Raw genomic sequence first — 22,747 nt, forward strand, 5'->3', positions numbered from 1 at the left:
TTAAATAGTTTCAACTTCAGATTGTCGTTCAATTAGCCGGGCGGCATTTAATAATTTACCCTCCTCAAAGGTATCGGCCATAAACTGGAGGCCATATGGCAACCCGTTGGAATGGGTTCCGGCCGGCACATTTATGCCGCAGATCCCCGCCAGGTTGGCCGTAATGGTATAGACGTCATTCAGGTACATCTGGAGCGGGTCGTCGGTCTTTGAACCGATATCGAAGGCCGTGGTCGGAGCCGTCGGGGAGACAATCACATCCACATCCTGAAACGCCTGGGTAAAATCTTCCTTGATGAGGCGCCGGACCTTTTGCGCTTTCCCGTAATAGGCGTCGTAGTAGCCGGCACTGAGGACGTAGGTGCCAAGCATGATACGCCGTTTCACCTCGGTTCCGAACCCTTCGGTACGGCTTTTTTTGTAGAGCCGTATCAGGGCGGAATCCAGGTCTTCAAGCTCTTTTCCCAACCGTACCTTCTCCTCACCGCCGGCCAGCTCCATCTGCTCCTTGAGAGCCTCCTTCTCCTTGCGGAGTTCCTCTTTCACATCTTTAATATCGGCCCGGTGCCCGTAGCGGATGCCATCGTAGCGGGCCAGGTTGCTAGAGGCTTCGGCCGTGGCCAGGATATAATAGGTGGCGATACCATATTTCATGTGAGGCAGGTGGATCGGAACAAGCTCCACCCCCTCCTGTTCGAGATCCTTGAGCCGGCTTTTTATCCCGTCCCGGATCTCTGCATCCAGCCCGTCTCCGAAATACTCTTCCGGTACCCCGATCTTGATATTGGCCTGCGGTTCTTTCACAAATGATTGGTAATCCGGTACCGTTCGGCTGGAGGAGGTGTTGTCATTATCATCATAGCCGGAGATTACTTCTAGAACTCTTGCCGCATCTTCCACATTGTTGGCCAAGGGTCCGATGCAGTCAAATGATGAAGCGTATGCGACGAGCCCGTAGCGCGAGACGCGACCATATGTCGGTTTAACCCCCACCACGCCGCAGTAGGAGGCGGGCTGTCGAATAGATCCCCCGGTGTCGGACCCAAGCGTTGCCGTGCTGAATTCTGCCGCCACGGCGGCCGCGCTGCCTCCCGAAGAACCGCCCGGAACTTTGTCCGTGTCGTGCGGATTTCGGACGGGATCGTAAATGGTGTTCTCATTCGAAGAGCCCATTGCAAATTCATCCATATTCAGGCGGCCCAGCAAGATGGCATCTTCCTCTTTCAGGCGTTCCACCACTGTGGCGTCGTAGATGCTTTCAAAATTGGAAAGGATGTTGGAGGCGCAGGTAACCTGCTTGTCTTTCTCACAGATCAGATCCTTGATACCAATCACGGCACCGGCCAGCTTGCCGGCATCCCCGTTGTGTATTTTCTTATCGATGCGTTCTGCATCCGCAATAGCCTGCTCCGCATCAAGAGAAACCACCGCATTTATTTCGGGATTTCTTTGCTCAATATTGTCGGCATAATGGCGTACAATTTCCTGAAGTGAATACTCTCCGGTTTTGACAGCCTTTCGGTTGTCGGCAATACGTCTAAAATCCAATGGTTAAATCTTAATTTTCAGTTTGTTTCTGAGGTTGCTTCTTGGGTTCCGTTTGACTCTGCGTGTTGTTGTGGGAGCCAAATGATTCCTTCTCACCCTCTTCAATTTCCTTTTTGATCTGATCAGAAGCCTTTTTGAACTCATTTATTCCCTGTCCGATTCCGCGAGCAAGTTCGGGTATCTTTTTGGCACCGAAAAACAGCAGAATTACGAGTAAGATCACAAGGATTTCAGTTCCGCCTAATCCACCTAGCATAATATTCCTCTTTTAATTTGGTTTTAGTATGAGATGATTAAAGATAACAAAAGTTTTTTACACCTTTCAGTTGACTATTAAAAATATTTCGCTCTTTATTAAAGAAAAGACTTGAATTTTATTGCACAATCCTTTTTATAAGGTGCATTGGAAGTTAAAACACACTAAATAAATCAACAAGAAGTAAAAGAAACATGATTTGGACTGTAGAATTAGCGGCAGCTTTAGACGACGCTCCATTTCCTGCAACCCGTGAAGAACTCATTGAATGGGCCGAACGCAATGGCCTGCAACAACAGGTGATCGACAACCTGTACGAACTGGATGAAATAGAGGAAGGCGAAGATATGGTCTATGAAGGCATTGAGGATATCTGGCCGGACTATATTCGTAAGGAAGATTTCTTCCATAATGAAGAGGATGAAGGCTTCGACTACGATGATGTATAGATATTGATCGATAAACAATCGGTTTATTCCATATCTTTACGCGGTTGTTCCGTTAACGGGACAACCGTTTTTTGTAAATTAAAACCGAACTCTGATTTTCATTCTATCTTGTTTAGAAGTGTTGCGTGTACATTCTTTTTGGGAATGATGCTCTCCTTTTCGGTCTTACAGGCTGAATTATACGCACAAGATGCGCAAGTTCAACAGGCCGATACCACTCAAAATGTGGTGCGTGTCATCCGTTTTGTCGGCAATGACAATGTGAAAGACAACACGCTTGAGACCCTGATTCGCACCCATACCAACCGCGAGTTTCTCGGTATTCCCCGCTTCACGCCCTGGTATTTTATCTGGAAACTTACCAAACGATTTGGAGAGCCCCCGGCCTACCTGGTACCTGAAACCGTAGAAACCGACATGGAGCGTATCCGTCGCTATTATGAATCGATCGGCTACCTGGAGGCTTCGGTGGATACCAATATTGTGGAGTTCAGTCCCAACAAGGTAGAGGTCTCTTTCCTGATTAACGAGGGTCAGCAGTCGCGGGTACAAACCATCTCGTATTCGGGGATGCCGGAGTTTCCGGATCCGGAACTGATTTCTGATTTCTACCTGGACAGCGAAATGACCCGGGAGCCAATAAATGACACCACGTTTTCGGTAAATCGTGCGTATTCTGAAAACGCTCTTAACAACGAGCGAAACCGAATTATAAATTTTTTGAAGAACAACGGGTATGCCTCTGTACAGCGCGACTCGGTGCTGGCTCAGATCAAACGGGATCCCTCCGACAATCACCAGCTGGATGTACTGTTCTATATAAATCCCGGCAATTTGTACCATTTCGGTGACCTGTCGATCAACCTCCGGGGTCCGGATGCGCAAACAAGATATGAACATGCCGATACCCTGACAGGCGAACCGTACACCAGCGGGGGCAAAAAAATATTTCTACAAAAAGAGGCGGAGGCGCAAACCAAGTTTAGCCTGTTGACTGATCAGCTGTTGTTCAAACCGGGAGAAGTGTTTGATAACAACCGGTATGTGCGTACGGTCAACGAGTTTCAAAACCTCGGGATGCTCAATATCCGCGAATTTGGACTGAGTGAGGATGGTTCGCTGCCCGATTATTCCAAACCCGAGATTCCTGTTCTCTTTTCCCTGCAAACCCTTCCCAAGCATTCTTTCAACTTCAACCTATTTGGCCTCCGGCGATACGGATTCGGTTCAGGAGCCGGCGTTACCTACACCAATAACAACCTTTTTGGAAAAGCGGAAAACCTGCAGGTTTCGCTGAACGGAAGTTTTGAATACGTGGGCTCAGAAACCCTGCAAAATCTGGATGAGACTTTTGGCGGGGGCGACCAGCTGTTCCGCAGCTTTGAAGTGCGCGGCGACTACTCCCTGCCCCGGCTGATATTCCCCTTTGCCGGTCTCGATGACAACCTGTTTTTTTCGAACTCCCGCACGCAGTATTCCCTTTCGCTGGCCCGTTCCAACCAGCTATTCTTCGATGTAAACTCGGATGTGCGTTTCAACCTCCGCTACGTAGTAAACCATAATGAGCGATTTACGAGCTTTCTCGACTTGGTTGAACTGGATGTGCTCGACTCCGACCCGTCCGAACAGTTTCGCCAGTCTCTAATCCAGCAATTTGATACTACCTCGTTTGAATACCGGCGGCTGCTGGAAGACTTTCGCCCCCAGGTTTCCTCGATCCTGCGCTATACTTTCCGAAGCCAGAATACCGATCTGATCCAGCGGAACAGGGGCTATTACAGCGAATATTCCGTAGCGCTGGGCGGAAACATCCCCCACCTGATCGATCGTTATTTTGTCACCCCTGACACGCTGGAAGGCAACCTCCCCTCTCCCGCCCGTATCAGCAATAACAGTCTTTCGTACAGCCGATTTTTAAAACTTACCGCCGATTACAGGCGTTATGTTCCCCTGTCAAACGATGCAGTCTTCTCCTACCGGGGATTTGCAGGTTTTGCCCAGCCGTTTGGGGGCAGCAGCAGCATTCCGCTTAACCAGCGGTTCTTTGCCGGGGGGAGCAATGACATCCGGGGCTGGGATTTCAACAGTTTGGGGCCGGGAGGCATCGCCATTGAAGGAACTCCTCCCGTCGTCGGCGGAGAAATTAAGTTGGTTGGCCAGGCTGAGGTACGCCAAACCATGATCTCCAACTTCCTTTCGGCCGACTGGATCGGGGCCTGGTTCACTGACGCCGGAAACGTCTGGTATGGTCCCCGGAACTCGTTCAGGGGCGGCCAGTCCCAGGACCTGCTGAATGAAGGGAAATTTTATATTGATGAGTTCTACAAGCAGATTGCCGTCGGCTCCGGGGTGGGACTGCGGCTTGATTGGGAATATCTGGTCGTCCGTTTTGATTTTGCTTTTCGCATACATGACCTGGCTCCGACAGAAAGCTGGTTTACCAATAAAAAACTCTATTTTAGTTTTGGTATCGGGCATTCTTTCTAGACTCACGGCACCAGTGATTGCTGGAGAAACGATAAACGTTCTGTTGGCAAGTATCGTTGTCGACGCCTGCAATCAGTATTTTACCCGTACCATACGATCTTTAACAACAGTAGCAGACGGTATCGAAAATTGATTACATTACAGTTCTGTTGCAACGGTACTATAACTTAATTGAGTATTATGTTCGGATTTGATCGGTTCAAGACGATAAAGAAACAGGCACAAATTGTTTTTAAGTCTAGATTCCTGGACAATCTCACCCCCATGGAACGCTATGAATTTCTGCAGTTATGTCATCGCAGGAATTATAATGAGGGAGAATTTATCTACTACCAGGGGGATCCGGGCACCGGCATGTATTTCCTCGAGGAAGGAAAGGTGCAGCTTGTGGTAGAACCTGAACCGGGCTCTGATGAAGATACCAATACTTACCTTATTGAAGCCCCGGAAAGCTTTGGTGCCCTTTCCATAGGGTATGAACTTCGACGAATGTCCTCGGCCAAATGCCTTACGGACTCCGTGCTGCTCGGTTTTTTTAAACCCGACTTTGAGACGCTCCGGGACCGGCATCCCAAAATTGCCGTCAAATTCCTGGAGACACTCGCCATGATAGCGATGAAACAGCTTGAAAAAACGACCAAGGCGCTGGTAGAGGCAAAGGGTGTTGCCAAAGCTTTTTCTATTCAGTTCTCCACGTACTACGACGCCGAAAGGGAAAAGCAAATTTTATAATCTCCAGGATAAAATTATATGAAACTGAAAAAAGGAGCTGATGTTGAGCTCGATATCGAATCTACGGCTTTCAAGGGCAAGGGAATAGCCAAGGTCGATGGCCTGGCCGTGTTTGTGCCCAATACCACTCCCGGCGACCGGGTTAGGGCCCGCATTATTAAACGCAAAAAAAATTACTGCGAGGCCAAGCTCCTGGAAGTGATTGAAGAGGGACCCAGGCGTATTGAACCGAGGTGCGGGCACGCCCGGATGTGCGGGGGATGCAGCTGGCAGCATGTTGACTACGCCTCTCAGCTCGAGTTCAAACAGGGCCAGGTACAAGATCACATGGAACGAATCGGCGGATTAAAAGAACTTGAGGTGAACCCGGTAATCGGTTGTGATAAAACATTTTATTATCGAAATAAGATGGAATATTCAATCGGGCACAAGCGGTGGTTAAGCAGAGAGGAAATAGAACGGGATGAGTATGTGAGCGACCGTTGTTTTGCGGCGGGACTGCATGCCCCGGGACGATACGACAAAATTCTGAACTTGCAGGAGTGTCACCTGCAGGAGCCAATCTCCTATGAAATACTGGATTTTGTGCGCAGCTACTGTACAGAACACGATATTGCGCCATTTAATACGATTGACAATAAAGGCTTTATGCGAAATGTGGTTATCCGGAATGCCGCTCACACGGATGACCTGATGGTGAACCTGGTCACATTCAGAGATGACGAGGAGATAATGCAGGCGATGGCCGACGCGCTTTTAGAGCAGTTTCCCCGTATCACCACCATCATCAACAATATAAATGACACCAAGAGTCCAACGGCCGTGGGCCGCTATGAGAAAGTGTTGCATGGCCCCGGACATATCGTGGATTCGATCGGGGGTTATCGTTTTAGTATCGATGCCAACGCCTTTTTCCAGACCAACACGGAGCAGGCTGAACGCCTGTACGAAACAGCGCGCTCATTTGCCGATCTAAAATCTGGTGATCTGCTTTTTGATCTGTACTGCGGGGTGGGAACACTGAGCCTTTTTATGAGTGAAATGGCCGGCCACGTAGTGGGCATCGAAAATGTGGAGGTTGCCATTGAAAACGCCCGGACCAATGCCAAAAATAACGGCGTGGAAAATGTGGAATTTGTCAAAGGTGACATGCGTGATGTGTTCAACCAGTCGATCGTTGCCGAATTCGGATCGCCAGACTGTATCGTAACCGATCCTCCGCGCTCGGGGATGCATCCCGATGTCGTGGCGTACCTGAACAAGCTTAAAGTCCCCAGGCTGGTGTATGTGAGCTGCAACAGCTCAACTATGGCACGCGATCTCAAGGAGCTCAATGAGGTGTACGATATCCTCGAGGTACAGCCTGTCGACATGTTTCCCCAGACCTACCATATCGAGACGGTTGCAAATCTGCGGTTGAGAGAGTAGAAAAGGAGCCTGCAAATGTCGATCTCCACCCTCCTCTTTTGACAGGCAGGGAATTTATTGAACAGGAATCATTTTCAGGCATACCGGTTGCGAAACTTCAAGTTCAGTTCCCGTGGGCGTGATCAGTCCGGTTTCCCGGTTGCGCTTGAAAACCACGATATTGTCGGTATGGCGGTTGGCTACAAGCAAAAATGCTCCCGTCGGATCGATCACAAAGTTGCGCGGGTGAACGCCACCGGAGGAATGGGAACCTGCCTTCCTCAGTGTGCCGTCGCCTTGATCGATAGCGTAAATAACGATGTTGTTGAGATCCTCTCTGTTTGATACGTACAGGTATTTACCGTCCGGTGACACATGGATGTCGGCTCCCGATATGGCGCCTTCATACTCCTCGGGCAGTGTTGAAAGGGTTTGCCTGGTTTCCAGGCGCCCATCATCCGTATATTCAAAAGCCACGACGGTGCCGTTTAGCTCATTCACCAGGTAGGCATACTCCCCGCTGGGATGGAAGGTCAGGTGACGTGGACCCGCACCGGGATCGGCCTCGTACACGGACGAAGGGGTCTCCTCAAGGACAACCTGCTCGTCATCAAACGCGTATCCGACTACTTTGTCCGTACCGAGATCATTTACAAACAGGCGCCTGTTATCCGGGGAAATGTAGGTACAGTGCACATGGGGGCGCTGCTGCCTGGACTCATTCACACTGCTACCTGTGTGTTGAATAGCTGCTTTCGCTTCCCGAAGTCCCCCGTCCTCTCGTACCGGCAGCATAGCCAGCGATCCCCCGGAATAATTCCCGGCAAATACCGCCTTCCCGGTGCGGTCAACCGAAACGTAGCAAGGTCCCCCGCCTTCACTTGACTGCTTGTTTATCAGCCTGAGGTCACCGGTCTCCTTGTCAAAGGAGAAGGAGCTGATGGAGTCGGGGGCAGCCCCGCCCATCTCATTTACGGCATACAGGTTAGTGTGATCGGGTGAGATAGCCAGGTATGACGGATTTTCAACTCGCGCGGTTTCAATCAACGGACTCACCGATCCTTCAGACGAGTTGAACCTGTACAGGTAAATCCCCTCACTTCCCTCTCCGGTGTAGGTTCCGACGAACAGGTAAAATTCCTGGGCTTCGCTCGCTTCCTGTTGTTGCGAACAGTTTAATACAAAAAGAGAGGAAAATATTATTAAAAAGACGACTCGTGCTGCACGCATGTTTCGGATTCCTGAAATTGATCTTGTCATTCCCATTGAAAGTACTACTCATGCGCCTGGGAATCCAATGCAGATTATATTTTAGATCGAACGATTTTGGGATATTTTGGGATGAAGAAAGGAATCCAATACTTGCACAATTCACTATACCGAATTCAGATATGAACATTGCGGTCATCGGGGCGGGAATAGGCGGACTGGCCGCCGCTTCCCTGCTGGCGAAAGACAATCACAGCGTCACGGTCTACGAGAAAAATGAAACCGTGGGCGGCAAGATGAACGAAATTCGAGCCGGGGGTTTCCGTTTCGACACCGGCCCAAGCCTGCTGACGCTCCCCGAACTGCTGGAAAGACTGTTCAGCGACTGTGGAGAGCGGATGGAGGAGTATCTTCAGCTTGAACCGCTGAATCCCCTGTGCCGGTACTTCTTCCGGGATGGAACCACCTTCGACAATTTCGAAGACCAGAAACGGTCTCTTGCAGAGATCGCCCGCATTGCACCCGAGGATGAGGAGGCCTACACCGAATTCCTGGGGTACGCCAAGCAGCTTTTCCAAAAGACCTCCTCTTCGTTTCTTTTCAATCCACTGTTTGATATATCGGACCTCAGCGAGGTCAATCTTGCCGACCTGGCCCGCATCGATGCCGTTAGCACCGTAAGTGCCCGCGTGGACAAGTATTTTCAGTCCGACTACCTGCGGCGCTTTTTTAAGCGTTTTGCCACCTACAACGGCTCTTCCCCGTTCCAGGCCCCCGCCACCCTGAATGTCATTCCTCACGTTGAGATCAATCGCGGCGGATACTATGTGAAGGATGGAATCTATAGAATTGCGGAAGCGCTGGCTGCGCTGGCTAAAAAAAATGGCGCCCGGTTCATCATGGATACTGAAGTCACGGCGATCAATACGGAACGGGGACGCGTACGGGGAATCGAGCTATACGACGGGACCAAAGAACAATTCGATATCGTACTATCGAATTCGGATGCCTCCGAAACCTACCTCCACCTGCTGCCTGACCGTTCGGGATCATCGCTCAAAAAAAAGATAATCGCCAACACCGAGCCCTCCTGCTCCGGTTTTGTGCTTTTGTTGGGACTGGATCGCTCGTACAACCAGCTCAGGCATCACAACGTCTTCTTTTCGGACAGTTATGAGAAGGAGTTCGAAGCTATTTTTAAAGATCGGGTTCCGGCAAAAGATCCCACAATTTACATCGCCAACACCTCCTATTCGGATCCGGGCCACGCGATTGCGGGTGGTTCCAACCTGTTTGTGCTGGTTAACGCTCCCTACCTGAGTGAACGATATGACTGGTCTTCAGGGCGTGCCGCCTATGCGCGCCACATCAAACAGGTGCTAGAAAGCCGGGGACTCACCGGGCTGGGGGCATCGATACGGTATGAAAAAATTATTACGCCACAGGATTTTTATCAAAAATACCGGTCCAACAAGGGAAGCATCTACGGGACCTCCTCCAACAGCCGGATGGCGGCATTTATGCGCCCGGCCAACAAGGCACGTAATGTGGAAGGGCTTTATCTTACCGGCGGGAGCACACATCCGGGTGGCGGCATTCCACTGGTAATTCTGTCGGCAATGCATGCCTGTGAACTTATTAACAGGTATGAGGTTTAGTAACGAGTGATGATTGATGAGTAAGGAGTAAGGGATAGTAAGCAGTTTTAACGTAAAATTGCTTAATTAGAAAGATGTATTGCGTACTGCGTATTCCTTACTACTTTGGCAGTTTTGCAAGAAATTGGCTTATGACAATACGGAATACGCAATATTTGATGCAATTCGAGCAATCAGCTTAAAATAAGCTTCTAATATTACCCATTACTCGTGACCCATTGCGCCTAATCCTCTCCCATCGTGCCAAGGTTGATGACCTCCATATTTTGAATCTTTCCGGCATCAATTTCAAAACGCACGCAGGTTCGGTACACCTGGAACCCGTGTCGGCCTGCGGCACCGGGATTTACAAACAGCATATTTCCCTTTTCCTCGTCGCGACCGATTTTCAGGATATGCGAGTGGCCGCAAATAAACATGTCCGGGGGATCACTTTCCATCTCCTTGCGGATCGGTATGCAGTACCGCCCGAGTGTGCCCCCGATATGGGTCATCCAGACGTCGACGCCTTCAACCTCAAACCGTTGGTGTTGCGGGTACTCCCGCCGAATATCCTGTCCATCGATATTCCCATATACCCCGACAACTGGTGCAATTTTCTTTAGCTCACGGATAACGTTCATGTCGCCAAAATCCCCGGCGTGCCATATCTCGTCACAGTCTTTAAAATATTCGAATACCTGTGGATCCAGATAGTTGTGGGTATCGGATATTAAACCAACTTTTTTCATTATAAATTCTTTCCCATATTGCCCTTCATAATGGAACTTATAATAGGGATGTTTTGAGCAGTTGTAAATAACCTAAAGCAATTCAAATTTTTGTTTAATAAACAACCATATTTTCATACTTCAAAACGTGGTAGATGTACAGTTTTAGTATTATCATTGTATCGTGGAACGCCCTCAATCACCTGAAAACCTTTTTACCTTCTGTTGCTGAAACAAATTATCCCGACCTTGAAATCATTCTGGCAGATAATGCATCCACCGACGGTTCAAAAGAGTGGGTAAACGAAAATTTCCCGGAAATTTCCGTGGCAATATTTGATGAAAACTACGGCTATTGCGGGGGTAACAATCGCGGGGCTGCCCATGCCAGCGGGGATATTCTGGTGTTTTTGAATAATGATGTACGGGTCGAGCCCGACTGGATTTCCCATCTCAACGACTGCTTTGAGCAGCACCCGGAAGCGGCGGCGCTGCAACCCAAAATGCGCTCGTTCAGCAATCCCGGTGAGTTTGAGTATGCCGGGGCGGCCGGTGGATTCCTGGACCGGTATGGGTACCCGTTCTGCCGGGGACGTATTTTTGATACCGTGGAAAAGGATGACGGGCAGTACGACGTTTCCACAGAAATTTTCTGGGCCAGCGGTGCGGCACTGGCGATCCGCAAAAAACAGTTTGAAGAACTGGGAGGCTTTGACGAGGATTTTGAGTTTCACATGGAGGAGATTGATCTATGCTGGCAGCTCTGGAATCGAGGATACACAGTGCGATACTGCCCTGAAAGTACAGTATATCACCTGGGCGGCGGTTCCATGCCGATGGGATCTCCCCGCAAAATCTATTACAATTACCGAAACAACCTGACGATGCTCTGGAAAAACTGCAGCACCCGAACGCTGCCCTGGCGATTTTCCGTTCGCTACGCATTGGATATTCTTGCGGCGTTGCGATCACTACTAACGGGCGAATGGCGGGAGGTAATCGCCATTGTGCGGGCTCACCTGCATTTTTGGAAGCTGTTTCCCCAGGTCCTCCGGAAAAGAAAAAGACTGCAGGAAGCGAGGACAAACCATGAAGACCCGCCTCCCCTGCTGGAAGTGAACCTGGTATGGCAATATTTTCTCAAAAAAAAGCGCCGGTTTTTTGAGCTTTTGGGCGAATAATTTTCTACCTGTTAAACGGTAACGCCGCGATTCCGCCCACGCCCTGGCGTTGACCTTGAGCAGCGTCCAGACATTGTCAAAACAACACCACAAAACGTGGGGATTTCATAATATCTCGGAACGAATTTGAGTAAAAGCCGGCAGCATGGATCGTAAAGAACAAATCAAGCATTACCTGTTTCTGATAGTGCAAAAATGGTGGGGTTCACTGCTTCTTTTGCCCTTTATGTACGAAACTCTGCAGCAGGTATACCGGGCTCTCCGGTTTAATATTTTCTTTATGATCAGCCACGAGTTTCCTTTCCCGGTAAATTTTGTTCACTTTATGACCGATAATTTCCTGTTGATTGTCCATGAGGCGGGACATACTTTTTTTAGCATCGCGGGGAGCCGTTTTATAACGATACTGGGAGGATCGCTATTCCAAATACTGCTGCCACTCGGAATCGTTTTCTATACCTGGATAAACCGCCAAAAAATAGGGACACAGCTCTCGCTGGCACTTGTGGGCTTCAGCTGGCTCGATGTAGCAGGCTATGCCGCCGATGGCGGTCAGCAGCAACTGCCACTTATCGGGGGGCTCTCAAAAGAGTCTCACGACTGGCGAAACCTGCTAATGGATATGAACATGCTGGACTACGATCTCCAGTTTGGTATCGCTTTCGCTGTTGTCGGCTTTCTGTTCTATGTAGCGGCTCTTACCGTACCGCTTTACATGAAAGAATACAAAACAGCTGATATAGCCATAGATCTTTAACAGAGAGACCCCTTCCTCGATCAGGATGGCTGACCGGTTTTGCAACGATATCTTCCCGATACCTTTTGAGAAGTTCTGAACAAAGAAAATACCCTGTAGCTTTAAAAAGCGATAAAAATAGACTGAACTCCTTGTTGTGCAGTGGCTTATGGTGTTACAACATAAATATTTACGAGAAATACGGGCTACCTGTCGTCCTGGCCGGCAAAGTCGTACAGCATCTCTATCTCGCGAGGCCATCGCTCGGTATTCGGGGTTTCCAGAATAAGTGGAATCTCGTCAAAGCGTTCATCCTGCATGATTAATCGAAAGGCATCGACGCCAATTTCTCCGTCACCAAGACTTTCGTGGCGGTCGACACGGCTGCCCAACTCCTTCTTGGAATCATTCAAATGCATCGCCTTTAAGTATTGCAGCCCAACAGTTTCATCGAACTCATCAAAAGTTTTATTAAGTCCCTCCCGGGTCCTGATATCGTAACCGGCAGCAAACGCATGACAGGTGTCGATGCAGACCCCGACACGTTCTTTGTCTTCTACCTGGTCGATCATTTCGGCCAGCTGTTCAAATTTGAAGCCCATGTTGGTACCCTGCCCTGCCGTGTTTTCAAAGACGGCGGTTACGCCGTCGGTTTGATCAAGCACCCAGTTGACTGATTCTGCATTTTTTTGCAGGCATTCAGCGGGCGTAATTTTGTCGAGGTGACTACCCGGGTGAAAGTTTAACAATTTGATGCCGAGTTGCTCACACCGTTTCATCTCATCTAAAAAGGCATTTCTTGATTTCTGCAGTTGATCCTGTTCAGGATGGCCCAGGTTAATAAGGTAACTATCGTGGGGAATAATGTAATCCATGGAAAAACCAAGCGCTGCAACCTGTTCCTTGAATCCGGCAATATTTTCATCCGAAAGTGGCTTTGACTTCCAGCGCCGCTGATTTTTTGTAAACAGGGCGAACGCCTTGGCCCCGATATCTTCTGCCCGGCCCGGCGCATTTTCCACTCCACCGGCTGCACTAACATGAGCTCCTACAAATTTCATAAACGAAATATCCTTAAAAATTAATATTGTGTTGATCGGGATGGAATAAATTGAATTCCTTTTTTAAAACCAAAGTTTAGATGGAATTGATCATTGTCGGATATGCCTTTGCGATTGCTCGTCACCCGAACAATTGGTAATATTTTTTTGTCCCCTGTTGTACTTCATCCCATTTCTTATAAATTACTGCCAATCAACGGGGTACCCAGCTTTTAAAAAATGGACACAAGTCGCTCGTGAGGTTTCTGTTTTTGTACACTTTTTTAACGTGACCTTAACCATAACGGGGTGAAAGATGATAAAAAAAGAATATGTTGCCTTTTTCAGCGAGCTCGAAAAAAACAACAACCGGGAATGGTTTCACCAGCACAAACAGGAGTATGAACAGCATGTAAAAAAGCCATTTGCAGAGTTGGTTGAATGTCTGGTCCCCGAGGTCGAAAAATTTGAACCCGGCATCCCCACAGATCCGGCCAAGCTGATATTTCGAATAAACCGCGACCTGCGATTTACCAAAGACAAAACGCCCTACAATACACTGATGAAAGCGGGGTTTGCACTCGGTGGGAAGAAATCCATACTCCCGGGATATTATTTAGGTATTGATAAAGCGATGATTCACGTCGGCGGCGGGTTGTTCAACCTGGATCGTCCCACCATAGCGCGGGTGCGAAGGCTCATTGCCAACGAAAGCGAAAAATTTGCCGACATTGTTACCGGTGCGTCGTTCCTGGAGACCTATAAGGAACTGAAAGGCGAGCAGGCCCAGCGGGTGAACGGCTCCCTGAAAGAAGCGCTGCAAAAAACTCCATATGTTGCCAACAAGCAGTTCTACGGGATGACTGATATCCCGCTTGAGGATTACCTGGATTCTGAAGAGCTGCCCGCAACCATCTTGTCATATTTCACAAAAATTCGACCCCTGAATGAATTCCTGAAAAAAGCATTTGTAGGAAATGGATTTTAATTTGGTAGGTGCTACACCCATATCAGATGCACCCTGTTTGAAAGACATAGCTGAAAACCATGCTGGTAAAACGGCCCTTTTAGCCTTGCAGGCTATGGTACACCGTGACTTGGCATCTGTCTGAGCACCCCCTATTTACAGCACATTGCCCATCTCGTCATACTCCATAAAGGGATTATGGGCGATTTCCCAGAGATTACCCTCGGGGTCAGCGATATAACCACTGTACCCACCCCAGTCAGTTTTTTCGGGCGCTTTCACAATATTGACACCCTGTTCGCTGAATTGTTGAAAAAGCAAGTCCACTTCCTGTTCTGATCGCAGGTTGTGGGCAAGTGCAAAGCTTCTGAACCCCTTTCCTTTTGGATCAACAGTAGCGTCCCTGGCCAGATCTTTACGTCCAAAGAGTCCCAGCAGCACCCCGTTCAGGTGAAAGAACGTTATGTTATCTGTGCTCTGCTTCGTGGGAGACCATCCGAATATATCCTCATAAAAAGAACGCATTTCATCCATATTTTCAACCCCAATAGTAATTAATGTAAGTCGCTGTTCCATAGTATTTTATGTTATTTATTTAAATCATCATTTACCTTGTTTTACCCGCTTGCTTTACTCAAAATATTTGAAACCCATTTCTACTCTGATCGATCAAAAAGAACATATTCACCCGGATAGTTGATTGTAAACCGAAAGTATTTCAGCAGTGACCCGCCCAGCGCCCCGGCCACTTTTTTATCTGTATACTTTGAAAGCTTTTCAAGTAAAATGTTATCCGGACGTGTTGTAAACCATACCGGTCCGACCGTATGATCCGCAATGGTAACTTCGGGAACCCTGATCATGTTTGAGGAACGGTCTTCCTCAATATCTTCATAAATTATCCATTCCGGGTGAGAAAAGTGCCACTCTTCAAACTGGGATCTCGTGATATAACTTGTTCCCCTCACCCGGGGCATCCCGTCATCGAGCGCCTCGTGCACCGTCTCCTTGAGTGCCAGCGCTGCCCCGGTACCTAGCAGCATGTCAAACGTTTCACCCACAATTTCTACCTGAATTCGCGGAAAATGCATCTTGTGGCGTCCCTCGGAATCATGTTTAAAATATACCGGTGTTTTGGGTCCCGTACTACGGTTGGAATCCTGAAAAACCACCTTTTGATTCTGGTAGTCGAACGTCCATATACGAGTTGCAAGCCAATCTTGTCCCAGGATTCCCTCCCCTGTATAATTCTTTGGCATGTCGGAGGAAGCCACGGGCAGGCGCCCGTTCAACCGGCTATACCTTTCTTGTAGCAAACGGGCCTCTGAGGATGAAACATGTGCGGGCAGAGAAGGAATCCATGACCCTTTTTTAAATTCCGGTAGTGAACTTACTCTCGTTTTACTGTTGGATATATTGATTTTTTCGTTGGGAAGTTCCAGCCTGTTGACTGTCGCCGGAGACAGCATGGATAATCCACCGCTAGCCATATAGAATTTCAACGTATCCCCGCCTTTGGTCACAGGCTGAAGAACGATGCGGTCTCCGACAAACCGGGAAGGAAGCTCCCCGCCTGCTTGCTGAGCATATAATGTGGAAAGCACACCACAACAGAGCAGGATTATCGACAAAACATACAGGTTGATCTTTGTTGTTAATAACCCCATTGTATATATATAATTTAATTGAATTTGTTTTTAAAAACCTTTGCTGCTTAAGGGTTTAATATGTACTGAACCAGCCGATGGGCGATAACAGATACCATCCGACGAGCAAGTTAAAGCCCTCTTGAAAAAGATCCTCTGCATTCATCCGGCAAAGATATGCCGGGGATACCTGATAAAGACAGCCGTCTGTAACTACCCTGAAAAGGTGAAAAGAGGGCTTTGAAGAACCTGGCGTTTTGACCATGATCAATCCCTGAGCGGATTCGAATCCCCGAAAATGACGATTTTGGCCAATACAGCTGTTTTGCAAAGACCTCGAAAAAAGGAGTGGGCAATTTCAGGGTTGCAGCGGCCGAACCTGAATATCCGGGTAGTGAAAGTTTTTGCGGCACTGAAGAATATGGACTACCGATTGTGCCAGATCTTCCGGCAGCAGCTTGTTTTTCTCGGAAGTGGAAAATCCGGTCTCCACCGAGCCGGGTGACAGGCAGGTCACCTTGATCCCAAAATCGCGTAACTCCTGGTGTAATGAGCGGGAAATACCCACCACGGCGTGCTTGGTCGCTGAATAGCAGGTCATTCCGGCAATTCCGTTGGTACCGGCCCCGGACGAGATATTGATGATATGACCCTCTTGCCGCTTCTTCATTTCAGGAATCAACAAGCGGCTTGTATAAAAGATACCGTGGACATTCAGATCAAAAAGATATTTCCAGCGTTCTACCGGCATCTCCTCTACCTTGCCCTTGTAGCCCACTCCCGCATTGTTGATGAGAACTGGTATATGCTCTCCCATCGATTCTGCTGTTTTGCCATACGCCTGCTGAACTTCTTCCTGCCGGGTGAGATCCACCTTTACATGCGTGAACCGCTCATGAGAAAGCTCTTCTGGCGCCGTCCGGCTCCACCCCGCCACGGAAGCGCCCCCCGCCAGCAGCGCTTCTGTTATTGAACGTCCGATTCCCCTGCTGGCTCCGGTTACGATGGCGTTCTTGCCGTCAATGTTCATGATAGTCAAATCCCCGTTTATATTAATCATTTGTTCGGATCCCGTAATATGCCAAAACTTTCATCGCCAGCCAAGAGATCCCGGGAACGCTTGCCCGACACTTCTCATTTGGATGATCAAACAAGGAAAACAGTTCATCCCGAAACCATCTTTTGTCATGAATATTGAAATCTGGAGCGACATTTGCTGTCCATTTTGTTATATCGGCAAGCGGCACCTGGAACAAGCACTGGAGGAGTTTGAGCACGCCGACGAATTTGAAGTAAAATGGCACAGTTTTGAGCTGGATCCCGCAGCCGACATTGATCCCGACCAGGATATATACGAACGGCTGGCCCATAAATACGGGCAGTCCGTGGAATGGGCTAAAAAAGCGAACAGGGATCTTAAGCAGAAAGCCTCTGAGGCCGGTATCGACTTTAACCCTGACCGCATCATTCCCACCAACTCCTTTGATGCGCATCGACTGATCAAGCTGGCAGCCACAAGCGGGCGGGCCGATGAAGCCAAGGAAAACTTGTTTTCCGCCTATTTCAGTGAAGGGCGTCATATCGGCCGGCACGATACGCTCATCCGGATAGGCACCGAAATCGGGCTCGACCGATCGATAGTTAAAGAGATGCTTGAGGGCGATGATTTTTCAGATGAAGTGCGGGCGGATGAACAGGAGGCCCGGGAATTAGGTATCCAGGGCGTGCCTTTCTTTGTTTTTAACAGGAAATACGCGGTTTCAGGGGCTCAGCCGGTCCACACGTTCACTGAAGCTCTTGAAAAGTGTTATGAGGATCAGCAGTCGGAAACCGTCAATAAGTAGTAATATACCGCGCTGGGTGGAGACCCGTCTTTCAAAAAAGGGTGCTCTTTCCTGAAAAACGCCAGAAATAAGTTGCTGGTTATTGGGAATTGGTGAATTGTTTTACTGGAGGTGGCTGCACCGCCGACCTTCTTGGGGCTGAAAACCGTATTACTTCCACGCACCCAGGATCAATCCCATGATGGTAAAAGCCACTGTCCAATACCCTCCGTTAACAAGGATGTACTTCCAAGATTTTTGCTCATATAGGCTGTTAACAGCCAGTGCAAAAAAGACCCACCCAAAGCCGGTTAAAAAACCATAGAATGCTCCTGAACCCGCGTTGATCATTTCTGCACCTTCCGGCGATCCGTAGAAAAACATCGCCAGGTTCAACGCCATGATGAGTTCAAAAACAAAGGCAAAGCCAAATATTTTGCCCATGTTACCCTGCTCTATCTTCTCTTCTGTGAGTCCAGTTGCCTCCATCCACGTCCTGCCAAACAGCGGACCGTACCAAAGCCAACCCACCAAAAAGGTCGATAGTGTGGCTGCCAATACCGCCCAGAAGTTTATATTTGAGAAATCCATTGCCCAATCCCGGTTTGTTAGCGTTTTCCTGTTTTACCCTGCGTTTTTCATAGCTGATAATAGTAATACTATCAACTTTCGGGAATAAAGCAAGTGAAAGAGTGGGAGCTGCGACCTTCTTGTTACTGACTTGATACGGCCGACCCGCAAGGAGACCGCCTATTCAGAGTTTTTTTGTCGACGCCGAAACACGCGCATAAAAAAGGCCTCCTGGATGGAGGCCCGAATGTGACAGAAGTATTCAGCAGGTACGGTTATTTGGTTCGCTCTCCATTTTCCAGGCGCCAGATATCCAGCGGGTTGTCATCCTTGAGTTCATCCGGCAGCTGACTGTCGGGGAAATTTTGGAAGCAGACCGGTCGTGCGAATCGTTCAATGGCGGTAGTTCCAACGGAGGTGCTGCGGCTGTCCGTGGTAGCGGGAAAGGGTCCGCCGTGAATCATCGCGTGATTGACTTCTACACCGGTGGGGAACCCGTTGAAGATCAGGCGTCCCACTTTGCGTTGCAGCACGTCTACGAGGTCGGAATACTGCTCCAGGTCTTCTTCCGTACCGTAGAGCGTAGCGGTCAGGTGTCCCTGCAGGTTTTGTGCGATTTCCACCAGGTCCTCCGGACCATCGGCCGTAATCGTCAGTGTGGAGGGACCAAAAACTTCTTCTTCAAGCGCCCGATTGGCCAGAAAATGTTTTGAATTCACATTGAGCAGGTGGGGAACTCCCGTCGTGGTTGAGGTTCCATTTTCCTCCCCGTTGGCTACCAGCTGAACTCCCTCTTGCTGCAGCAGTTTTTCAAGGCCTTTTTTGTAAGCCGACTGGATGCCCGCTGTAAGCATGGTGCCGCCCTCCGCCTTTTTGAAATGGTCCGTAACCGTCTGTTGGAACTGCTGTGCCTCCTCAGAGTTTTCATAGGCTACTAGACCGGGATTTGTGCAAAACTGCCCGACTCCCAGGTTCACGGAGTTGACCAGTCCCTCGGCTATCTCACTTCCTTTCTCCTTGAGTGCTCCCGGTAAGAAGAACATGGGATTGGTGCTGCCCATCTCGGCATATACAGGAATTGGTTCAGGCCGGCTGGTTGCGGCATCATATAACGCCTTTCCACCTTTGAACGAGCCGGTAAAGCCGATCGCCTTGATCAGCGGATGTTCTACGAGCGCTGTTCCAACATCGTACGAAATACCCTGCACCATCGAAAATGTTCCGTCCGGCATCCCTGTTTTCTCGACTGCCCGCAGGATCGACGTCGCAACCAGCTCGCAGGTTCCAGGGTGAGCCGGATGCGCCTTGACCACAATTGAGCAGCCCGCAGCCAGGGCCGAGGCGGTATCTCCGCCGGCTACCGAAAAAGCCAGGGGAAAATTACTGGCACCAAAAATACCAACGGGTCCCAGCGCCATCTTCATACTTTTGATATCGGGAGCGTCCTCCGATCTGTCAATACGGGCATCCACCCATGAGCCTTCGCGGACCACCTCTGCAAAAAGTCGCAGCTGATTCACCGTTCGGCTGCGTTCGCCCGTAAGTCGTCCTTCGCCGAGGCCGGTTTCTTTGCTGCAGCGGTCGATCAGTTCATCGCCAAGGGCCATGATCTCATCGGCGATAGCCTCGAGAAACTTCGCGCGTTCGGCTCCACTTTTTCGGCGGTAAACCCGGAACGCTTCTTCGGCCTTTTCTACCGCCCGATCCACTTCATCGGCAGTAGCCTCGACATACTGGGGGGCAATATCTTCACCATTTGCCGGGTTAACCCCCTGAAATGTGTTGCTTCCGTTTGCTGATCGCGTGTTTCCAATAAAATTTTGTCCTGTTAAGTCCATCGTTTATTTAACTTTGTTAATTAACGTCCCAATTTGTGCTATTGAAATTCTGATTTCGTCACCATGGTGCAATGTAAAGTCGTTGGAGGGAACAATGCCGGTTCCGGTCATCAAAAGACTTCCGTTCGGAAACGAACATTCCCTGTACAAGTATGAAACAAGTTCTGTAAACTTTCGTTTGATCTGGTTGATTTTGATATCATCCTGAAAGACGATACGGCCCTCACGTTCTATCTCCAGCTCAATTTTGGTCTCCGGCGGAAGCGGCTTGTCGGTCACATAAATACACGGACCCACCGCCGCCGACCCGTCATAGCACTTGGCCTGCGGCAGGTACAGCGGATTTTCGCCTTCAATACTGCGTGAACTCATGTCGTTGCCGATGGTATATCCGACAATGTTCCCCCCGGATGTGATCACAAGCGTGAGTTCAGGCTCCGGCACATCCCACGTGGAATCTTCGCGGATGCGTACGAACTCCCCCGATCCCACGGTTCGGTTTTTCGTTGCCTTAAAAAAGAGCTCCGGGCGATCGGCGTCATATACGCGGGCATAGAAGTCACTGCCTCCCGTCTCTTTAGACTCCTCTTCCCGGCCCAGCTTGCTGTTGTAGTAGGTCACCCCGCTCGCCCATATCTCCTGCCCCTGAACCGGAGCTTCAAGCTGCTCGGAAATAAGCTGCGGCCCGTTATTAATAGGTTCACCGGATGTGGTAACCGCATCCACTTTTTCATAGAGGTCATCATCATTGATAAATGAATCCCACCCTTCATCGCGCAACAGGTAAAAGGATTCACGGCGCTCAATTACAATACCTTGTTTCGTCTTATATACTTTCATAATATCTATTCCTTAGGCCGGTCAATTGGTGAACAATACCGCAAATGCCAGCGTAGATTTTCTGTACATGGGATGATTCAACCTGTAGACCGATTCCCATGTAAAAATACAGAAGATCCCACTCCTATCGCAACGTATTACACTACTAAATGACCGGTCATTAGTGCCGGTTTTTCCTGGGAAACATTAATTAGACCATTTCAAATTTAAATGCAAGGCGTTTTTTCAGATGAGGATAATGATGCCAGGTAGACAACCCGTAAGAGATTACAGTTATTCCCATATTTGCTCACTACGATTTTCTGAAAGAAATTGCTGCATATCGGATTTAGTTAACGTACTGTATTCATAATGGTGAATAGTCCGGGTATTTAAATTGTAATGAATATTTACGAATGCTTACCTTTCCTCATGATTAACTAAAAACCAACAGTGCCGAATTTTGCCAGGCGAATATCCCGATTTTTATACGACCAAACCGATTGATGCCACAGGAGTAGCAGAGCGTGTTTCGCGATTAAATAAACGCAGTATCAAACAAGACGCGAAGAGGTATGCGTTGAAGCTGGCCCTTAGCATGATCGACCTGACCACGCTGGAAGGTCGCGACACGCCGGGCAAAGTGAAGCAGCTCTGCAAAAAGGCGAAAATGCCCCATGCCGACCGACCTGACCTGCCCACCGTTGCGGCCATTTGCGTCTACCCAAACATGGTATCGGCCGCAAAAGCGGAACTGCGTGACACCAACATCAAGGTGGCCAGCGTAGCAACCGCTTTTCCCAGTGGAATGACAACCCGTAATGCCAAAATTCAGGAAGCGGAATTTGCCGTAGCCCAGGGGGCGGATGAGATTGACATGGTGATCTCCCGGGGAAAATTCCTGGAAGGTGAATATGCGTATGTTTTTGATGAAATTGCCGCCGTTAAACAGGCTTGCGGTGATGCCCATTTAAAAGTCATCCTGGAGACCGGGGAGCTGCAGACACTTGAAAATGTACGCAAGGCAAGTGACCTGGCCATGCACGCGGGAGCTGACTTCATAAAAACATCAACCGGAAAAATAAAACCCGCTGCAACACAAGAGGTTACCCTGGTGATGACCGAAGCCATAAGGGACTACTTTTATGAAGCCGATCGTATGGTGGGAATGAAGCCGGCCGGGGGTATCCGGAAAGCCAAACAGGCCCTGCAATACCTGGTTCTGGTCAAGGAAACACTCGGAGATGCCTGGCTCACGCCGGAATATTTCCGATTTGGGGCCAGCTCATTAACAAATGATCTGCTCATGCAGATTGAGAAATATGAGTCCGGTGTCTACCAAAGCAGTGATTATTTTTCCAATGACTGATCCGTTTGAACGTTCCCTAAACTGATCCTCTTTGAGAAAAGAGTTGTGAGTTCGGGCCAGATAAATAATAACAGGGGCCTTTGCAGAACCTGCTATTTTGTTGGGAGGTAGTTGTACTACCGACCTCGGCGACCTTTAAACGGGAGTACAACTGTACAACTCCCTTAAAACGAGGAATTGAGGGTTTTGCAAAGCTCTCTAACAGGCACTGCGGTTTGTCCGGGAGAAAAATTGAACAAGCTTGGAACGTTAAAATATTATAGATAAGAACCATGAATTGGGAAAAGTCCGGAAACCGGGCT

At 49.0% G+C, this 22,747-nt stretch carries 21 protein-coding genes; 10 read left to right on the top strand and 11 right to left on the bottom strand.

Annotation, left to right across the window (positions count from 1 at the left end):
* Nucleotides 1–1,548, bottom strand: coding sequence for an amidase family protein (locus ACG2E4_RS08465; RefSeq protein ID WP_395259735.1), 1,548 nt, complete (start codon nt 1,546–1,548; stop codon nt 1–3).
* A gap of 10 nt (nt 1,549–1,558) precedes the next feature.
* Nucleotides 1,559–1,804 (bottom strand): twin-arginine translocase TatA/TatE family subunit, encoded by a 246-nt coding sequence (gene tatA / locus ACG2E4_RS08470; RefSeq protein ID WP_395259734.1) that lies wholly within the window; start codon nt 1,802–1,804, stop codon nt 1,559–1,561.
* Between the two features lie 194 nt (nt 1,805–1,998).
* Here tatA and ACG2E4_RS08475 point away from each other — a divergent pair, with 194 nt between their 5' ends.
* The 4 genes from ACG2E4_RS08475 (at nt 1,999) to rlmD (ending at nt 6,900) form a co-directional block, all read left to right on the top strand.
* Nucleotides 1,999–2,253 (top strand): DUF2795 domain-containing protein, encoded by a 255-nt coding sequence (locus ACG2E4_RS08475; RefSeq protein ID WP_310685746.1) that lies wholly within the window; start codon nt 1,999–2,001, stop codon nt 2,251–2,253.
* 108 nt (nt 2,254–2,361) lie between these two features.
* The gene (locus ACG2E4_RS08480; RefSeq protein WP_395276259.1) at nt 2,362–4,740 is read left to right on the top strand and encodes a BamA/TamA family outer membrane protein; all 2,379 of its coding nucleotides are present in this window, start codon (nt 2,362–2,364) and stop codon (nt 4,738–4,740) included.
* A 180-nt stretch (nt 4,741–4,920) separates the two neighbouring features.
* Nucleotides 4,921–5,472, top strand: coding sequence for a Crp/Fnr family transcriptional regulator (locus ACG2E4_RS08485; protein ID WP_395259732.1), 552 nt, complete (start codon nt 4,921–4,923; stop codon nt 5,470–5,472).
* 18 nt (nt 5,473–5,490) lie between these two features.
* Entirely contained in the window at nt 5,491–6,900 is a 1,410-nt protein-coding gene (gene rlmD, locus ACG2E4_RS08490) for a 23S rRNA (uracil(1939)-C(5))-methyltransferase RlmD (RefSeq protein ID WP_395276260.1), read from the top strand.
* Nucleotides 6,901–6,954: 54 nt separating this feature from the next.
* Here the strand turns inward: rlmD and ACG2E4_RS08495 are convergent, their stop codons facing one another.
* Nucleotides 6,955–8,109, bottom strand: coding sequence for a lactonase family protein (locus ACG2E4_RS08495; protein WP_395276261.1), 1,155 nt, complete (start codon nt 8,107–8,109; stop codon nt 6,955–6,957).
* A 161-nt stretch (nt 8,110–8,270) separates the two neighbouring features.
* Here ACG2E4_RS08495 and ACG2E4_RS08500 point away from each other — a divergent pair, with 161 nt between their 5' ends.
* Nucleotides 8,271–9,746 carry a phytoene desaturase family protein gene (locus ACG2E4_RS08500; protein WP_395276262.1) on the top strand — a complete coding sequence of 492 codons (1,476 nt, stop codon included), beginning with the start codon at nt 8,271–8,273 and terminating at the stop codon, nt 9,744–9,746.
* Between the two features lie 224 nt (nt 9,747–9,970).
* On the opposite strand, the gene ACG2E4_RS08505 is transcribed toward ACG2E4_RS08500, so the two are convergent.
* On the bottom strand, nt 9,971–10,477 hold the full coding sequence (locus ACG2E4_RS08505) for a metallophosphoesterase family protein (protein WP_395276263.1): 507 nt from the start codon (nt 10,475–10,477) through the stop codon (nt 9,971–9,973).
* Between the two features lie 134 nt (nt 10,478–10,611).
* Between ACG2E4_RS08505 and ACG2E4_RS08510 the strand changes: the two genes are divergently transcribed.
* Together ACG2E4_RS08510 and ACG2E4_RS08515 are read left to right on the top strand one after the other, a co-directional pair.
* The gene (locus tag ACG2E4_RS08510; protein WP_395259727.1) at nt 10,612–11,637 is read left to right on the top strand and encodes a glycosyltransferase family 2 protein; all 1,026 of its coding nucleotides are present in this window, start codon (nt 10,612–10,614) and stop codon (nt 11,635–11,637) included.
* 145 nt (nt 11,638–11,782) lie between these two features.
* Nucleotides 11,783–12,394 (top strand): hypothetical protein, encoded by a 612-nt coding sequence (locus ACG2E4_RS08515; protein WP_395276264.1) that lies wholly within the window; start codon nt 11,783–11,785, stop codon nt 12,392–12,394.
* Between the two features lie 185 nt (nt 12,395–12,579).
* On the opposite strand, the gene nfo is transcribed toward ACG2E4_RS08515, so the two are convergent.
* Nucleotides 12,580–13,434 carry a deoxyribonuclease IV gene (gene nfo, locus ACG2E4_RS08520; protein ID WP_395276265.1) on the bottom strand — a complete coding sequence of 285 codons (855 nt, stop codon included), beginning with the start codon at nt 13,432–13,434 and terminating at the stop codon, nt 12,580–12,582.
* 295 nt (nt 13,435–13,729) lie between these two features.
* Between nfo and ACG2E4_RS08525 the strand changes: the two genes are divergently transcribed.
* Nucleotides 13,730–14,401: a DUF2461 domain-containing protein gene (locus tag ACG2E4_RS08525; RefSeq protein WP_395259724.1), complete on the top strand. Its 672-nt coding sequence runs from the start codon at nt 13,730–13,732 to the stop codon at nt 14,399–14,401.
* Nucleotides 14,402–14,536: 135 nt separating this feature from the next.
* On the opposite strand, the gene ACG2E4_RS08530 is transcribed toward ACG2E4_RS08525, so the two are convergent.
* The 3 genes from ACG2E4_RS08530 to ACG2E4_RS08540 all read right to left on the bottom strand — a co-directional run bounded on the left by ACG2E4_RS08530 (nt 14,537) and on the right by ACG2E4_RS08540 (nt 17,086).
* On the bottom strand, nt 14,537–14,956 hold the full coding sequence (locus ACG2E4_RS08530; RefSeq protein ID WP_395276266.1) for a VOC family protein: 420 nt from the start codon (nt 14,954–14,956) through the stop codon (nt 14,537–14,539).
* A gap of 80 nt (nt 14,957–15,036) precedes the next feature.
* Nucleotides 15,037–16,047 carry a hypothetical protein gene (locus ACG2E4_RS08535; protein WP_395276267.1) on the bottom strand — a complete coding sequence of 337 codons (1,011 nt, stop codon included), beginning with the start codon at nt 16,045–16,047 and terminating at the stop codon, nt 15,037–15,039.
* Between the two features lie 337 nt (nt 16,048–16,384).
* Nucleotides 16,385–17,086, bottom strand: coding sequence for an SDR family oxidoreductase (locus tag ACG2E4_RS08540; RefSeq protein WP_395276268.1), 702 nt, complete (start codon nt 17,084–17,086; stop codon nt 16,385–16,387).
* 127 nt (nt 17,087–17,213) lie between these two features.
* Here ACG2E4_RS08540 and ACG2E4_RS08545 point away from each other — a divergent pair, with 127 nt between their 5' ends.
* Complete coding sequence (locus tag ACG2E4_RS08545) at nt 17,214–17,870, top strand: DsbA family oxidoreductase (RefSeq protein WP_395276269.1); 657 nt, start codon at nt 17,214–17,216, stop codon at nt 17,868–17,870.
* A gap of 150 nt (nt 17,871–18,020) precedes the next feature.
* Here the strand turns inward: ACG2E4_RS08545 and ACG2E4_RS08550 are convergent, their stop codons facing one another.
* From ACG2E4_RS08550 to ACG2E4_RS08560, 3 genes are all read right to left on the bottom strand, one after another.
* The gene (locus tag ACG2E4_RS08550) at nt 18,021–18,440 is read right to left on the bottom strand and encodes a DUF1761 domain-containing protein (protein ID WP_395259719.1); all 420 of its coding nucleotides are present in this window, start codon (nt 18,438–18,440) and stop codon (nt 18,021–18,023) included.
* Nucleotides 18,441–18,694: 254 nt separating this feature from the next.
* Entirely contained in the window at nt 18,695–20,257 is a 1,563-nt protein-coding gene (locus ACG2E4_RS08555) for an aldehyde dehydrogenase (NADP(+)) (RefSeq protein WP_395276270.1), read from the bottom strand.
* A 3-nt stretch (nt 20,258–20,260) separates the two neighbouring features.
* Complete coding sequence (locus ACG2E4_RS08560) at nt 20,261–21,097, bottom strand: fumarylacetoacetate hydrolase family protein (RefSeq protein ID WP_395259717.1); 837 nt, start codon at nt 21,095–21,097, stop codon at nt 20,261–20,263.
* Between the two features lie 442 nt (nt 21,098–21,539).
* On the opposite strand from ACG2E4_RS08560, the gene deoC reads away from it, so the two are divergent.
* The gene (gene deoC / locus ACG2E4_RS08565) at nt 21,540–22,445 is read left to right on the top strand and encodes a deoxyribose-phosphate aldolase (RefSeq protein WP_395259716.1); all 906 of its coding nucleotides are present in this window, start codon (nt 21,540–21,542) and stop codon (nt 22,443–22,445) included.
* Nucleotides 22,446–22,747: the final 302 nt, after the last annotated feature.

Origin of the sequence: Halalkalibaculum sp. DA384 (assembly GCF_043951955.1) — a bacterium.
Classification (GTDB): Bacteria; Bacteroidota; Rhodothermia; order Balneolales; family Balneolaceae; genus JAMQKA01.

Bases quoted from the DNA above. Each gene is read 5' to 3' on its own strand.
- tatA (WP_395259734.1), bottom strand. From the start codon at position 1,804: ATGCTAGGTGGATTAGGCGGAACTGAAATCCTTGTGATCTTACTCGTA.
- ACG2E4_RS08475 (WP_310685746.1), top strand. From the start codon at position 1,999: ATGATTTGGACTGTAGAATTAGCGGCAGCTTTAGACGACGCTCCATTT.
- ACG2E4_RS08485 (WP_395259732.1), top strand. From the start codon at position 4,921: ATGTTCGGATTTGATCGGTTCAAGACGATAAAGAAACAGGCACAAATT.
- rlmD (WP_395276260.1), top strand. From the start codon at position 5,491: ATGAAACTGAAAAAAGGAGCTGATGTTGAGCTCGATATCGAATCTACG.
- ACG2E4_RS08495 (WP_395276261.1), bottom strand. From the start codon at position 8,109: ATGCGTGCAGCACGAGTCGTCTTTTTAATAATATTTTCCTCTCTTTTT.
- ACG2E4_RS08500 (WP_395276262.1), top strand. From the start codon at position 8,271: ATGAACATTGCGGTCATCGGGGCGGGAATAGGCGGACTGGCCGCCGCT.
- ACG2E4_RS08505 (WP_395276263.1), bottom strand. From the start codon at position 10,477: ATGAAAAAAGTTGGTTTAATATCCGATACCCACAACTATCTGGATCCA.
- ACG2E4_RS08510 (WP_395259727.1), top strand. From the start codon at position 10,612: ATGTACAGTTTTAGTATTATCATTGTATCGTGGAACGCCCTCAATCAC.
- ACG2E4_RS08515 (WP_395276264.1), top strand. From the start codon at position 11,783: ATGGATCGTAAAGAACAAATCAAGCATTACCTGTTTCTGATAGTGCAA.
- nfo (WP_395276265.1), bottom strand. From the start codon at position 13,434: ATGAAATTTGTAGGAGCTCATGTTAGTGCAGCCGGTGGAGTGGAAAAT.
- ACG2E4_RS08525 (WP_395259724.1), top strand. From the start codon at position 13,730: ATGATAAAAAAAGAATATGTTGCCTTTTTCAGCGAGCTCGAAAAAAAC.
- ACG2E4_RS08530 (WP_395276266.1), bottom strand. From the start codon at position 14,956: ATGGAACAGCGACTTACATTAATTACTATTGGGGTTGAAAATATGGAT.
- ACG2E4_RS08535 (WP_395276267.1), bottom strand. From the start codon at position 16,047: ATGGGGTTATTAACAACAAAGATCAACCTGTATGTTTTGTCGATAATC.
- ACG2E4_RS08540 (WP_395276268.1), bottom strand. From the start codon at position 17,086: ATGATTAATATAAACGGGGATTTGACTATCATGAACATTGACGGCAAG.
- ACG2E4_RS08545 (WP_395276269.1), top strand. From the start codon at position 17,214: ATGAATATTGAAATCTGGAGCGACATTTGCTGTCCATTTTGTTATATC.
- ACG2E4_RS08550 (WP_395259719.1), bottom strand. From the start codon at position 18,440: ATGGATTTCTCAAATATAAACTTCTGGGCGGTATTGGCAGCCACACTA.
- ACG2E4_RS08555 (WP_395276270.1), bottom strand. From the start codon at position 20,257: ATGGACTTAACAGGACAAAATTTTATTGGAAACACGCGATCAGCAAAC.
- ACG2E4_RS08560 (WP_395259717.1), bottom strand. From the start codon at position 21,097: ATGAAAGTATATAAGACGAAACAAGGTATTGTAATTGAGCGCCGTGAA.